This window comes from Indolivaga macrotermitis (genome assembly GCF_900128985.1).
GTDB lineage: Bacteria > Bacteroidota > Bacteroidia > Bacteroidales > Dysgonomonadaceae > Dysgonomonas_A > Dysgonomonas_A macrotermitis.
In genome coordinates this window covers 1-13,577 of sequence record NZ_FQUC01000006.1, presented here as the reverse complement: position 1 = coordinate 13,577, position 13,577 = coordinate 1, and the positions used below count along the sequence as shown (strand labels likewise).

At 36.9% G+C, this 13,577-nt stretch carries 15 protein-coding genes; 4 read left to right on the top strand and 11 right to left on the bottom strand.

Going from position 1 to position 13,577, the window contains the following annotated elements; genetic code table 11:
• Nucleotides 1-3: 3 nt before the first annotated feature.
• From BUC12_RS09405 to BUC12_RS09355, 11 genes are all read right to left on the bottom strand, one after another.
• Nucleotides 4-1,794, bottom strand: coding sequence for a chloride channel protein (locus BUC12_RS09405; RefSeq protein ID WP_062183412.1), 1,791 nt, complete (start codon nt 1,792-1,794; stop codon nt 4-6).
• A gap of 95 nt (nt 1,795-1,889) precedes the next feature.
• Nucleotides 1,890-2,462, bottom strand: a complete 573-nt coding sequence (locus BUC12_RS09400) for a pentapeptide repeat-containing protein (protein ID WP_062183409.1) — start codon at nt 2,460-2,462, stop codon at nt 1,890-1,892.
• Between the two features lie 5 nt (nt 2,463-2,467).
• Entirely contained in the window at nt 2,468-3,034 is a 567-nt protein-coding gene (locus BUC12_RS09395; RefSeq protein ID WP_062183406.1) for an L-threonylcarbamoyladenylate synthase, read from the bottom strand.
• Nucleotides 3,031-3,537 (bottom strand): GNAT family N-acetyltransferase, encoded by a 507-nt coding sequence (locus tag BUC12_RS09390; protein WP_236689409.1) that lies wholly within the window; start codon nt 3,535-3,537, stop codon nt 3,031-3,033. Before BUC12_RS09390 ends, BUC12_RS09395 begins: the two co-directional genes overlap by 4 nt.
• 10 nt (nt 3,538-3,547) lie before the next feature.
• Nucleotides 3,548-4,582: a glycosyltransferase family 2 protein gene (locus BUC12_RS09385; protein ID WP_087880273.1), complete on the bottom strand. Its 1,035-nt coding sequence runs from the start codon at nt 4,580-4,582 to the stop codon at nt 3,548-3,550.
• Nucleotides 4,583-4,678: 96 nt separating this feature from the next.
• Nucleotides 4,679-5,131, bottom strand: coding sequence for a BT0820 family HAD-type phosphatase (locus tag BUC12_RS09380; protein WP_062183396.1), 453 nt, complete (start codon nt 5,129-5,131; stop codon nt 4,679-4,681).
• On the bottom strand, nt 5,128-5,556 hold the full coding sequence (locus tag BUC12_RS09375) for a hypothetical protein (protein WP_062183393.1): 429 nt from the start codon (nt 5,554-5,556) through the stop codon (nt 5,128-5,130). Before BUC12_RS09375 ends, BUC12_RS09380 begins: the two co-directional genes overlap by 4 nt.
• Before the next feature lie 4 nt (nt 5,557-5,560).
• Entirely contained in the window at nt 5,561-6,184 is a 624-nt protein-coding gene (gene recR, locus BUC12_RS09370; protein WP_062183390.1) for a recombination mediator RecR, read from the bottom strand.
• Nucleotides 6,185-6,282: 98 nt separating this feature from the next.
• Nucleotides 6,283-7,500: an HD domain-containing protein gene (locus tag BUC12_RS09365; protein WP_062183388.1), complete on the bottom strand. Its 1,218-nt coding sequence runs from the start codon at nt 7,498-7,500 to the stop codon at nt 6,283-6,285.
• A 75-nt stretch (nt 7,501-7,575) separates the two neighbouring features.
• Nucleotides 7,576-8,073, bottom strand: coding sequence for a hypothetical protein (locus BUC12_RS09360; protein ID WP_062183385.1), 498 nt, complete (start codon nt 8,071-8,073; stop codon nt 7,576-7,578).
• A 40-nt stretch (nt 8,074-8,113) separates the two neighbouring features.
• Nucleotides 8,114-8,578: a hypothetical protein gene (locus BUC12_RS09355; RefSeq protein ID WP_062183382.1), complete on the bottom strand. Its 465-nt coding sequence runs from the start codon at nt 8,576-8,578 to the stop codon at nt 8,114-8,116.
• Between the two features lie 250 nt (nt 8,579-8,828).
• On the opposite strand from BUC12_RS09355, the gene porE reads away from it, so the two are divergent.
• The 4 genes from porE to BUC12_RS09335 all read left to right on the top strand — a co-directional run bounded on the left by porE (nt 8,829) and on the right by BUC12_RS09335 (nt 13,467).
• Nucleotides 8,829-10,841: a PorE family type IX secretion system protein gene (porE, locus tag BUC12_RS09350; protein ID WP_062183379.1), complete on the top strand. Its 2,013-nt coding sequence runs from the start codon at nt 8,829-8,831 to the stop codon at nt 10,839-10,841.
• Nucleotides 10,842-10,851: 10 nt separating this feature from the next.
• Entirely contained in the window at nt 10,852-11,751 is a 900-nt protein-coding gene (gene porD / locus BUC12_RS09345) for a type IX secretion system protein PorD (protein ID WP_062183376.1), read from the top strand.
• 73 nt (nt 11,752-11,824) lie between these two features.
• Nucleotides 11,825-12,190: a BlaI/MecI/CopY family transcriptional regulator gene (locus BUC12_RS09340; RefSeq protein ID WP_062183373.1), complete on the top strand. Its 366-nt coding sequence runs from the start codon at nt 11,825-11,827 to the stop codon at nt 12,188-12,190.
• A gap of 17 nt (nt 12,191-12,207) precedes the next feature.
• Nucleotides 12,208-13,467, top strand: coding sequence for a M56 family metallopeptidase (locus BUC12_RS09335; RefSeq protein WP_062183371.1), 1,260 nt, complete (start codon nt 12,208-12,210; stop codon nt 13,465-13,467).
• The last annotated feature ends 110 nt before the right edge of the window (nt 13,468-13,577 follow it).

Below are 13,577 nucleotides of genomic sequence, written 5' to 3'. Positions count from 1 at the left end.
AAATTATTCCGTTTCGGAGAAGTTATCAACTAATACTTTCCGGTAATTGTTCAGAATGCTTGATTTAGATACAAATCCCAGATATTTGCCGTTTTCGTCTACCACAGGGAGATTCCATGCTTTTGTCTGATCGAATAACCGCATGATTTTTTCCATTTGCATATTCACGTTAATAACTCCCGGAGGTGATACCATAAAGCGTGGAACTTTAAAACGGTCGTAGAGTTCGGGACGGAACATAATGTTTCTGATATTATCTATAAGAACTATTCCCATAAGTTGTCCGTTATCGTTAACTACCGGGAAAACATTCCGCGACGATTGTGTTATTACTTTAACGACATCGCCCAAAGTCATATCGGGTTTTACAACCTGAAAATTTTCTTCTAATAACGATTTCAGGTTCATCAGCGTTAAAACGGCTTTATCTTTATGATGTGTAATCAATTCGCCTTTCTTAGCGAGACGCATAGCATAAATACTATGAGGCTCGAATATTTTGATTGTTGCAAACGATATAGTCGATACCATCAATAATGGCAATAGTAATTCATAGCCACCTGTTAATTCGGCAATGAGGAATGTTCCTGTAAGCGGAGCATGCATAACTCCTGCCATAACTCCAGCCATGCCCATTAATGCAAAATTCTCGTGAGGCAGGAATGGCGATAAATGAGAGCGATTCAATACGTATGCAAACGCAAAACCGGCAATACAGCCAAGAAATAATGAAGGCGCAAAGATACCACCCGTACCTCCGGCCCCGTTTGTGGCACTTGATGCGAATACTTTGAATATAAGTAATGATCCCAGAAGCCAGACTATACCCCAGTTAGTACCCCGGAGAGGATAAAATAAGCTACCGTCCATAATGGAGTCCGACCCGTTAATACCTTTTAGAAGCAGATTGATCGTATTATAGCCTTCGCCATAAAGTGGAGGAAATAGGAATATCAGGATACTTAATATACTTCCTCCTAATACGAATTTCTGCCAATAATTTAGCTTCCTGAAAACATTTTCAGTGGCATTCATTGCCCGGGTGAAGTACAGGGAAACCAACCCACAGAATACTCCCAGCACGATTACATAAGGAATACGTTCCAGTAAAAACGCTTCGGCATGTGCAAACTGAAACATGGCACCACTGCCCGATACTACATAGGTAAATGTAGCGGCGGTGACTGATGTTACCAGAAGGGGTAATATGGTGGTCATTGTAAGGTCGAGAAGTAATACTTCAATAACAAATACCAATCCTGCGATAGGAGCTTTGAAGATACCGGCAACAGCTCCTGCTGCACCGCATCCGATCAGAAGCATAAGATAGCGTTGCTCGATCTTGAAGAAACGTCCCAGATTTGAACCTATGGCAGAGCCGGTCAATACAATAGGAGCCTCGGCTCCGACAGAACCCCCGAATCCGATCGTTACCGAACTGGCTATAATAGAAGTATACATATTGTGCGCACGGATGTAACTTTTCCGTTGTGATATAGCATACAGAATTTTGGTTACCCCGTGGCTTATATCATCCCTTACTATGTATTTAACAAACAGGCCGGCAATAAGTATCCCGATTACCGGATAGATCAGGTACATGTAATTTACATTTGCAATACTGAAATTATCAGTTAGCAAATGTTGGATGAAATGAATCAGTGATTTCAGTACCAGTGCCGCTATAGCAGTTAACAGACCTACTAGAAAACTCAGGAAAACAATAAAGTGTTGTTCCCGGATATGCCTGTTTTTCCAGGTAAGAAACCTGGTTAAAACTGTGTTTTGTCCCATACATATAAAAAATGAACCTCAAATTTACAATAATGGAAAGGAATACGAAAATATTTAGTATGTCAAATTGTACCTATTTTATGTAATTCCTGAGTTTAGACAATATGTATCCCGAATTCATAGAGGAGCCCTTTGACATTGTGTTCGGAGAATATCGCTTTTTTGAGATTGTTTTGTGTCGGGCTTATTATAAAATTAAAAGCTGTAGACAAGTTTGCCTCTTTTAAATTAGTGTGGCTGAAACGTGCATCGTGTAAGTCTGTATTCAGGAAATTCGATTTTTGCAGATTGCTCCCGGTCAAATCTACGCCTTTCATTGAAGTGTCTTTAAAGGTTACCCCCTGCATCTTAAGATTTTCGAATGAACAGAAGTCGAGGATGCAGTTGTAAAAATTAGCCTCGAAAAGAAAACCTGTGCATTTACTAAAGTCCACACCCATGATTTTGCAATCTTTGAATATGACATTGTTTAGTTGTACATTCTGTAATTTGCTCATCGATAATTCGCATCCGGAGAATGTACTGTTCGTGAAATTTAGATTCGACAGATCTCTTTCGAATAAATTACATTTATCGAATGTGCATTCTATAAAATCGCTGCCATATTCAGGTTTCTCCGGAAAATCCCCTTGTCCGATAATCTGGTCTTCGAATAAGATGTTGCTCATTTGTGTTATTCTCTGATTATTTTTATTTCGCCGTTATTGCTTAGTTTTATAATGCTTGATGGTTTCGATTTTGATCTGTCTTCCTGTCGATACTGTACTATATAGTCTACACCGTTTTTAATAACGTCGGATACTTCCGAAAAATTAGCCGGAGAAGGTTCTCCACTGACATTTGCCGAAGTGGATACCAGTGCTTTGCGGAAGCGTCTGCATAATTCCTGCGAGAATTTCTCTTCTGTTACACGTATAGCAATACTTCCGTCTTCGGCTATAAGATTTGATGCCAGATTTCGGGCTTTATCATATATGATGGTCAAAGGTTTGTCTACGGAAGCATCTATCAGGTCTATGGCTAGTGATGGTACTTCGGACAAATAGTAATCGAGTTTTACCGGATTATCTATTAAGATGATCAAGGCTTTACTGTCGGCTCGTTTTTTTAATTCATACACTTTTTGTACTGCAGCCTCGTTGGTTGCGTCACAGCCGATACCCCAGATAGTATCGGTAGGGTATAAAATAAGCCCTCCGGAAGCCATTACTTCTGTGGCTTTTTGTATATCTTCTCTCATTGTTTTAATGTACTGAATAATTGGTATATATATACATCTTTGTATTTGTTGTCACAAAAGATCCATTCTTTTAATAATCCCGATTGTTTATAACCTGATTTCTCAAAAAGCCGAAGGCTCTTGTCGTTATTAGCCGCTATATAAGCATATAACTGGTTGATACGGAGAAAACCGAATACATATTCCCTGACAAGCTCCAATGCTTCGGTTGCATAGTTGTGTTGTCTGTACTCGTTATCGATCAGTATGCCTATACCCGCTTTTGAATGATGAAAGTCGAAATCATAGATATCCACAGTGCCTATAACAATGTTATCTTGCTTTAGTTCTATCATTAACCTTAACTGTTTAGCCTGAAATATATCTGTGCGTTGGGTTTCGGCTATATATTCCCTTAAGGCTAGTTTGGAGTAAGGTGTAAGGGTATTGCCATGTATCCATAACCGGGTGTCATTTTCCCATTTATAGAGTATAGATAAGTCTTCGGGTTCCAAAGCTCTCATCTTTATTATATCATTCTCGAGGAGCATCGTCTGGTATGTATGAAGTTGTATTTGTTCCTATTATTTGTCGGGTATATGGCGAGTAGATCAGGAATTGAGTCCGGTTATCGCTTATATTCTCCATTTGTTGTATTATTTGCTCAAAAGACATAGTAGAGCAATCAAATGTTTTTGTTTGTTTGATAATATTTTCAGTCTTCCTTTTTTGTTTCGAAAATAATAATTTCAGTTTAATGGCAGATGAAATAACAGAAGAAAATATAGGGTTCGAATTTGGATAATGCTTTTTATAAAATATCAACATTGCATTATAAAAGGCATTTATATATTCCGGATTGTTTTTATCAGTACTTTCTCCTTTGTAATGAAGGATTGTTTCAGGCAGGTAATAGTTTTTATATCCGGACTCCGATATTCTATATGAGAGGTCGATATCTTCTCCATACATGAAGAATGCTTCGTCAAACAATCCCGCTTTTTCGAGTGCATTATACCGTATCATCATAAATGCTCCGGCAAGGATTGGTACCCGATGGATAGAGTTTTTATCCAGATAAAGCAGGTTATATTTACCGAACAAGGTTGATTTCGGAAAGACTGATTGTAATCCGGATATTTTACAAAAAGATACCCATGGGGTAGGGATTCCCCTTTTTGATTCCGGAAGAAAGCGTCCTTGTCCGTTTATCATTTTCACTCCGGCAGCACCGGCGTCAGGAGTTTGCTCGAAAAAATGTATTACATTTTTCAATACGTTTTCGCCCAGTACCGTATCAGGATTCAATGTAAGAATATATTCCCCTTTAGCTTGCCGGATACCTTGATTATTAGCTTTGGCAAATCCCGGATTATTGTGGTTCCCGATAAAATGTATAAACGATTGTGTAAAGCGGGGTTTAAGATATGAGAGAGAATCGTCGGTCGAATTATTGTCTACTATTATAATTTCGTAGGCAAAATCTATGTCTGATTTGAGAATCGAACATAAACACTGTTCCAGAAAGTATTTTACATTGTAATTGACAATGATTATCGACAATTTCATTTCCAAAAGTATCTTTTTGAAAAAGCAAGCAGCTGTAGGAATTTTACAAACTGCTTGCATTGTGTGGTTTTATTTAGATAATAGATTTGCCTGTTTTTAATACCCGTCGCGTTCGAACATCTCGCCGAGCCTGATAAAGAAATTCTTCTTACGTCTGCTCCTTTGCTGATTTTCTCCGGCTGACATTATCTGGTCAAAAGAAAACTCTCCTCTTTCGGCAGCCTTTACCGCATTGTATATAACACCCCAATCCGGGAGGCCTCCTATGCTTCGGTCATCGATATATAATTCGGCATTGAGTTTACGGGGTGCCTGAATAGGATCTTCTTCAGGGTAATTTTTATTTGCAGCGTAGAAGACCAATCCCTTTTTTGCACAATAATCTATGGCTTCTTGTAAAAGAGGGCCGCTACGTACAGTCCACATCAACAATACATGTCCGTCTTTTTGCATACGCAATAGTGTCTCTATTGCAAAAGGAATAGGACGGCCAATTTTCGGATATTCATGTTCCACGATAGTTCCGTCAAAGTCTACAGCTATAATCATGCTTGGTCAATATATTTAGTTTCGTTTTCAAAATGTTTTTTATTCGGGGCGCATAAGAACATTGCAAATATAGTAATGATCGACAAATAGATAAAGTTTTTTATGCCAGTAAAACTGAAACATAACATGTTGAACATATATATTGCGAATACAGCGCCTAGCCTGATATAATATTTTGTTATGTATTTTTTTACTGCGATTGTTAAATTTTCCCTGTCCGGATTCTTTAACTTGGGGTGCAACAGTCTTAATGCTCCGTATATCCCTGCTAATGTAATTATTATGGCCCATCTTTCGAGAATCGGATTCTCTGCTATAGTTATATACTTGGTTGTATATAAGAAATTATAGATAAGCCCGCAAACAGAAACTATTACACACAGAAAGTATATAATCCGGGATACTTTGAATGTTTTATCCAGCATTTGGTTACAGGTTAAATGATTCGTTAAACAACGTTCTGTTAATAATCGAACGGCCTAAAGTTACTTCATCGGCATATTCTATTTCGTCTCCTATAGAAATACCTCTTGCTATCATCGATATTTTGACATTAAATGGCGCCAGTTTTTTGTATATATAAAAGTTGGTAGTGTCTCCTTCCATCGTTGTGCTAAGGGCTAAGATTATCTCGTTAATGCCTCCTTGCGAAACCCGTTGCACCAATGAGTCTATCTGAAGGTCATTAGGTCCGATACCGTCTATGGGAGATATAATGCCTCCCAGTACGTGGTACAAACCTTTGAATTGAGATGTATTCTCTATGGCCATTACCTCTTTGATATTCTCTACCACACATACAGTAGATTTGTCCCTTGATAAGTTTGCACAGATAGGACAAATATCATCATCGGATATATTGTAGCACGATTTGCAATATTTTACATCTTGCTTTAATGTAAGAATTGCCGAAGAAAAGGATTCTACGCTTCTTATATCTTGGCGCAACATGTGGAGAACCAGTCTAAGAGCTGTTTTTCGTCCTATTCCGGGTAATTTGGCAAATTCGTTAACGGCTTCTTCCAATAAAACCGATGGATATTTTTGTATCATGCAGAAATAACTAATCTTCTCAATAAAGGATTACAAATATAGTTATAATTAAAGTAAACCAACGATTAGGTGAATTGCCTTAATTATATTTAAGAATCTCAGATTTTAAGATATGCGAAATAATATTTCTCCGCTTTTTTAGATAGTAATTGTACATTAAGCAGGTCAGATACAGTCGATATATTCTCTATATGCTCATCATTGAAGAGAATATCTATACTATTTCCGTTTTCGTTGTAAACATCGGTTGAGATAGTTCGCGAAGCGACAAAATATTTAGAGTCTTCTTCTGTCAGATTCCATTTTACGATGTATTTCTGCATATAGTTTTTAATATATGATTCCGAAACAGGTTCATTGTGCATTTCTATCTTGAAGAGTCCCCGGTTAACAAATGAATTGCTTAAAGTGGATAATATCATATCATCCGAGTTAGTCCATTCTTTTAAAGAGCACCATATATCGGAATCATCGAGACTAATAAACCGGTCGATAGCATCGCCATTGAAATTATCTTTGCCGATATTATTTTTCAGAAAATATTTTAAAGATGGAGATGCAAAGAGGTCAATTCCTTTATTTACGAGCTCTTTAGCCCGCCGTAGCGCATTGATTAAGGTCGTTTCGGCAGCTATAGCTGTTTTATGATGGTATACCTGCCAGTACATTAACCGCCTTGATAACAGAAAATTCTCTATAGAGAAAATCCCTTTGGCTTCAATTACCAGTTTGTTGTCTCTTACATCAAGTATCTGTATGATGCGCTCCGAACCTATATTGCCTTCGTTCACTCCTGTGAAAAAACAATCGCGGCGGAGGTAATCCAATCTGTCAACATCTACCTGTCCACTTACCAGTTCATGCAGAAATGTTTTCGGATATTCATTTCTAAATATGGCTATACATATATCCAGTTGCCCGTTTAGCTGCTCATTGATGCGCTGCATCAGTTTCAGTGATATTTCTTCGTGATGTATGCCTTCTACTATTGTGTGTTCCAGTACATGCGAAAACGGGCCATGACCAACATCGTGTAATAAGATACAGGCTAATGCTCCGTTCATTTCTTCTTCGGTTATTTCATTGCCTTTTGCCCGTAAGCTCATTATTACTTGTTGCATCAGGTGCATCGCGCCCAGTGTATGATGGAATCTGGTGTGCTGTGCTCCAGGATATGCGAACGAAGCCATACCCAGTTGTTTGATGCGGTTGAGCCGTTGAACATAAGGATGCTTTATAATAGTCTCAACAAACTCGTTGGGTATGGTTATGAATCCAAATACAGGGTCGTTTATTACTTGTTTACTTTTACTCACTGATGATTATATTAAAAAAAACACAGACCACCATTTGAGTGATCTGTGTTCAAAGGTATTATATTTTACCGAGATTTATCTTAGTACAAAGTTGTTATCTTTAGCAAAAGCTTTTTGGGCATTTTGCATGTCTTTTAATTTAGCCATGCTTACATCATAGCTGGCGTCGATCAATTTGTCTATGTTGTTGAATTCATCTTCAGTTGTTTGGTCTGTAATCTTAGCATATTCATCTGTAATTGTAGTAGTATATGCTATCAGAGACTCTATGTAAGCGATAGTTGAAGCCTGAAATTCATCAGAACCTTTAGCAAGTTCCATCGTTTTGATTTTCTCAATGTCACTTTTCAAACTGTCTACAGTTGTAGTGCCTAACGTTTTTAGTGTAGTAGTATACTCATCCAAATCTTCGATAGCATCTATTTTGCTGTTTAGCGAAAGAATACGGTTATCTGCTACTTCTGAATAATGTACTAATTTATCGTTATATTTTACAGGATCAACACCCCCGCAAGAAGATACAATTAAAGCTACTATAAGTAAAGTGAATGAGAGTAATAAATTTTTTTTCATTTTTTGAGTATTGTTTATAATTAAAGAATATAAGAATAAGTTATTGATTCATTGATTTTTTTAGTTCAAGCCTGTATTTATAGCGTAATTGTTCTGCCTGATTAATTTCTTTCGAAACATTTTCATCCATTTTTTTAGCCGTCTCAATACTTGTAGTATCATTTATAGATGCGTATGTATTTTCGGCTATAACTATTTTCTGCAATGCCTGGATGTAATTAATAGAACTGGTACGCAAATCTTCATTTGGTGGATCAATCTCCAGATTTTTCAGGTCATTCAGTTTGAGATTAGTAGAATCTACAGCTCCTTTAGATAATATTTTTATATAATCTGTTTTCTTATTCTCTAAAGCTAAATAAACGGCACTATCGTATTTGTCGACAATAGATTCGGCTTCATCAACAATAGTAACGACAGCCTCGTACGAATTATTTTGTTCCTTGGGTTTACAAGACACTATAGCGCCTGCTATGAGCAGGTAACATAAAAGCTGTTTATTCATGTTCAAATTCTGTTTGATTGACAAATATATATAATAAATATGAATTTATAAAAGTTATGCAGGGGTTAGGAGGTTAGGATTTATGTATTTTTCTTGAAAAAAAGCAAAACTTAAATATCAAATAAGTTATATTTATACCTTTGTATTTAATATAAGTAGAGGTAAGCATTTTGGGTTAGTTGTATTTAACCGATTATTTGTTGCTTTTACCTTATCAAGAAAGTAAAGAAAGTCTGAGACTTAATTATTCATGATTTTGAAATTTATAAAAGAATCGAATTTGAAATTCAGTCATTATTTATCCGTTTTGATACTATTGGTTTGCGGAGGGATATTTTTTAACTCATGTAAGCAGGTAAAACTGGCTGATGCTGACCGTCGTTTCAAAAATGGAGAATATTTTGAAGCAGCGGGCATGTACCGGAAAGTCTACCGGAAGATACCTCCTAAAAATAAGGATCTGAGAGGTGTCGTTGCTTTCCGCATGGCCGAAAGTTACCGGTTATCGAATAATGTAGTTTCTGCTAATGCTGCGTATGTAAATGCATTAAGATTTAATCAGGCTGATACAGCGATCAGGTTACAATATGCCCGGACATTGCATAAAGCGGGTAACTATCCGCAGGCAGCGGAGCAATATAAAGCATATCTTAAGCCCAATCCCGATAATAAATTTGCCCAGAATGGACTGTTAGGTGTTGATAATGCACCTGAAATGAAAGATAATCCTACAAAATACACCGTTAAAAAGATGGATGTATTCAATTCCCGCAGAGGAGAATTCAGTCCCATGTTGTTGCCTCCCGACTATGATCTGATATACATCACGACTAATCGGGATGACGTTCAGGGTGAAGCCAAAAGCACGATAACGGGAGTATATAATAATGATATTTTTGTTGCACGGAAAGATGAAACAGGTAAATGGATGAAGCCCGAAACTGCAGGAGCGGTAAATACAGAGCAAGACGAAGGTACTCCTACTTTTTCAGCAAGCGGTAATCTGATGTTTTATACTTATTGCGATGAGGATCCTGATCATCCGACTAATGCGGCCATATACAAATCGCGTCGTGCCGATGGTTCTTGGGGAAAAGGTGAACGGCTGGCTTTTCCTACCGATACTGCATATATGTATGCACATCCGGCATTGAGTCCCGATGGGTATTCGTTATTTTTTGTGTCGGATATGCCTGGTGGATATGGAGGTAAGGATATCTGGCGTGCTGCTATGTTTGGAGAAGAAGTGAGCTATGTAGAGAATCTGGGGCCCGATATAAATACAGCGGGAGATGAGATGTTTCCGTATGTGAGAAATGATTCTACATTGTACTTTTCGTCTGACGGGCATCCCGGATTAGGAGGTCTGGATATTTTCAAGGCGGCTTATGATAAAAAAACGAAACGTTGGTCAGTTAATAATATGGGAGTTCCGATAAACTCTCAGGGCGATGATTTCGGAATGACTTTCGATAAAGATACTGAGTCCGGTTTTTTCAGTTCTAACAGGGGAGAAGCCAGAGGCTCTGATCATATCTACTCTTTTGAATATCCGGTTGTGAAAGTTTCTCTGGAAGGATTTATTGTGGATAAGGACGATGAGTTTGTGCCTAATGCGACTATTCGTGTTGTTGGAAATGACGGAACTAATGAGAAGTTCAATGGCAAGCCGGATGGCACATACCGTTTTCAGGTTAAAAGAGGTGTCACCTATGTCCTTTTGGCAAGTGCGGAAGGTTACCTCAATTCGAAAATGGATTTGAGAACTGTAGTGGAGGAAAAAGATTCCCTTTATTATGTAGATTTTGTTCTCTATTCAATAAATAAACCTGCTGTATTGGAAAACATATTTTATGATTTTGATAAGGCTGCTCTTAGAGACGAATCGAAGAAGGAATTAGATGACTTGATAGAGTTATTGGAGTTAAACCCTAATGTAACCATTGAGTTATCGGCTCATACAGACCGTAAAGGTTCGAATGAATATAATGAGTGCTTATCGCAGCGTAGGGCTCAATCGGTGGTTGATTATCTTATCGCCCATCGTATAGAGAAAGACCGTCTGACTGTTGCCGGATACGGTAAGCGTCAACCTAAAGTCGTAACAAAAGGCATTGCTAAAAAATATGATTTTCTGAAAGAAGGAGATATTTTAAATGAACAGTTTGTTTTGGCTTTACCACCCGAACAGCAGGAAATAGCAGATCAGATAAACCGGAGGACTGAATTTAAAGTATTATCCACTACGTATAATTTACGCTAATATTGATTCTATGCAAAAGATATATTGGATATTAGTTATGATATTTGGTTTTGGGGCTATTTTACAGGCTCAGGAATTGAATGTTAAGTTGACTATCAATAGCGATCAGATTCAAACAACAGATAAAAGCGTGTTTGAGCAGATGCAGGAAAACCTCAATCAGTTAGTTAATACGAGAAAATGGACTAACTCGAAATTCTCGACGAATGAATTGATTCAGGGAACAATATTGATCACTCTAAAACAGTTTAATCCGGATGATAATACTTATAAAGGAGAAATCCAGCTAACAAGTACCCGCCCGGTTTATAACTCTACGTATAATACCCCGATGTGTAATTTTAGGGATGCCGAATTTGACTTTACATATATAAGGGGAGAGAGCCTTGAATTCTCAGAAAATAATTTGACGAATAATCTTGTGGCAACTGTTGCCTTTTATGTTTATGTACTAATCGGTTTTGACTTTGACTCCTACAGTTTGAATGGCGGTAAATCGTATTTTGAGAAAGCTTTGGCTATAGCCAACTCTTCACAAACATTAAGTGCTACAGGATGGGTTCCGTTTGGTAATACCCGTAACAGGTATGCTTTAGCATTGGCATTAACGGAAGAGAGTTCTTCGGCTTTCCATTCCTTATGGTATAATTACCATCGCAAGGGTTTAGATGAAATGGCTGATAATGAGGTAAGAGGTAGAATCGGGGTCGTAAAATCCGTTAGTGATTTACAGTCGATCTATAAGGCACGTCCTTCGTCAGTTCTTTTGACTTTCTTTGGTGATACTAAGTTAACCGAATTACTGGATATTTATACATCTGCTACTTCGGAAGAGAAAGATGAGGCATATAAAATATTGTCAGAGATTTACCCTACGCGTAAATCGTTTCTCAGCAAATTGAAAAAATAAGATAGATTTATTTGAATTAATAAAATGTTATTTATATATTTACTAAAAAATAGTAGTTTTACGAAATTGAAATATGGAAAAATTAACCAATCAGGAAGAATCTGTAATGCTGCATATATGGGCATTAAAAGAATGTGTAGTTAAAGATATTGTAAATGAAATGGATGACCCCAAACCTCCATATACAACAGTAGCATCTATTGTACGTAATCTGGAGCAGAAAGGGTATCTGAATACTAAAAAGTATGGTAATGTAAAGGTTTATTCTCCAAAAATAAATGAGGATGACTATAAGAAGACATTTATGTCGGGAGTTGTAAAGAATTATTTTGCTAATTCATATAAGGAACTGGTTTCTTTCTTTGCCAAGGAAGAAAAAATATCTTCTTCGGATTTGGAAGAAATAATGAAAATGATAGAAAAAGGTAAGGGCAAGTAAATGAAAAAACGAATACCATGGAAAACGAATATCTTAATTATTTATTGAAAGTATCTGTATCGTTAGGTGTATTTTCTTTAATATACTTATGTCTTTTTCGTTCGGATACATTAAGTTGGCTACGTAGATTTTTACTATTGTTTATCCTTTTGTTTTCAGCTATTTATCCTTTCTGTCAGTTCGGTATTGCTCCGGATAACACTTCCCGGGTATATCAGGGATGGCTTTCTCAAATTGTTGTTAATGCATCACCATCCGGAGAAGAAGTGCCTTCTTTAAATTCGATAGGTATATCCGAAGTGTTGCTGATTGTAATGTTGATAGGAAGTTTATTTCTGTTATTCCGTTTTTTTACCCAAATATTCGGTATTGTGCATTTGGTTCGTAGTGGTAAGATTACTAAAAAAGATAACTATACATTGATAAGTATATCAGAAAATATAACTCCTTTTTCGTTTTTTAATTTTCTATTTATCAGTGATCAAAAAACTACGCAGGCAGACTTGGACTTAATGATAAAACATGAGGTAGCGCATGCAAAACAGTACCATTCAATTGATGTACTGATAAGTGAATTGTTTTGTATTGTTTTTTGGTGGAATCCGGTAGTCTGGTTATTACGAAGGGAAATAAAAGTGAATTTGGAATATCTTGCCGATACCAGTGTGATCGATACCGGAGCAGATGTTCGGGAATACCAGTATTTGTTATTGAAAACTATAAAGAATAATGCTAGCATATATATAATTAACGAATTTAATGTATCACAACTAAAAAAACGTATTACTATGATTAATAAATGTACGACGTCGAAGTTTGTATCGATAAAGTATTTGTTACTGATACCTTTAATGGGTGTTTTGCTTATAGCAAATACAGATGCAAAAGAAAGTGTGGATGTTCAGGCTACTCTAATCTCTAATGATAATTTAGTTCAGGATGATGAGAAAATATATAAGGTTATAGATAAGATGCCTATATATCCCGGAGGGGTTGATGAGATGATGAAATTTATAGGACAAAATCTCAAATATCCTTCAAGCGCAATAAAAGATAATGTTGAGGGACGGATTGTCTTACGTTTTGTTGTCTCTAAAACAGGTAAGGTCTCCGATGTTGAAGTTATCCGTTCATTAAGTGAAGATTGCGACGCAGAAGCAGTGCGCGTAGTAAATATGATGCCTGACTGGACGCCCGGGGAACAGGGAGGAAAAAAGGTAAGCGTATATTATACATTGCCGATTCAGTATGCTTTGCAGAAGAAAACTGCAAAATAAAAAAAGCCGGAGAATTGAAGTGAACCCTAAAAGTTAGACAAACTTTTAGGGTTTATTTTATGGAAAAGAAGAAGCGTAACAAGTTTAGTATCGAAGATCGGGAGCGAGCC

What these genes read in the sequence shown, in the direction of transcription:
- BUC12_RS09405 (WP_062183412.1), bottom strand. Translation starts at nt 1,794, where the DNA reads ATGGGACAAAACACAGTTTTAACCAGGTTTCTTACCTGGAAAAACAGG.
- BUC12_RS09400 (WP_062183409.1), bottom strand. Translation starts at nt 2,462, where the DNA reads ATGAGCAACATCTTATTCGAAGACCAGATTATCGGACAAGGGGATTTT.
- BUC12_RS09395 (WP_062183406.1), bottom strand. Translation starts at nt 3,034, where the DNA reads ATGAGAGAAGATATACAAAAAGCCACAGAAGTAATGGCTTCCGGAGGG.
- BUC12_RS09390 (WP_236689409.1), bottom strand. Translation starts at nt 3,537, where the DNA reads ATGAGAGCTTTGGAACCCGAAGACTTATCTATACTCTATAAATGGGAA.
- BUC12_RS09385 (WP_087880273.1), bottom strand. Translation starts at nt 4,582, where the DNA reads ATGAAATTGTCGATAATCATTGTCAATTACAATGTAAAATACTTTCTG.
- BUC12_RS09380 (WP_062183396.1), bottom strand. Translation starts at nt 5,131, where the DNA reads ATGATTATAGCTGTAGACTTTGACGGAACTATCGTGGAACATGAATAT.
- BUC12_RS09375 (WP_062183393.1), bottom strand. Translation starts at nt 5,556, where the DNA reads ATGCTGGATAAAACATTCAAAGTATCCCGGATTATATACTTTCTGTGT.
- recR (WP_062183390.1), bottom strand. Translation starts at nt 6,184, where the DNA reads ATGATACAAAAATATCCATCGGTTTTATTGGAAGAAGCCGTTAACGAA.
- BUC12_RS09360 (WP_062183385.1), bottom strand. Translation starts at nt 8,073, where the DNA reads ATGAAAAAAAATTTATTACTCTCATTCACTTTACTTATAGTAGCTTTA.
- BUC12_RS09355 (WP_062183382.1), bottom strand. Translation starts at nt 8,578, where the DNA reads ATGAATAAACAGCTTTTATGTTACCTGCTCATAGCAGGCGCTATAGTG.
- porE (WP_062183379.1), top strand. Translation starts at nt 8,829, where the DNA reads ATGATTTTGAAATTTATAAAAGAATCGAATTTGAAATTCAGTCATTAT.
- porD (WP_062183376.1), top strand. Translation starts at nt 10,852, where the DNA reads ATGCAAAAGATATATTGGATATTAGTTATGATATTTGGTTTTGGGGCT.
- BUC12_RS09340 (WP_062183373.1), top strand. Translation starts at nt 11,825, where the DNA reads ATGGAAAAATTAACCAATCAGGAAGAATCTGTAATGCTGCATATATGG.
- BUC12_RS09335 (WP_062183371.1), top strand. Translation starts at nt 12,208, where the DNA reads ATGGAAAACGAATATCTTAATTATTTATTGAAAGTATCTGTATCGTTA.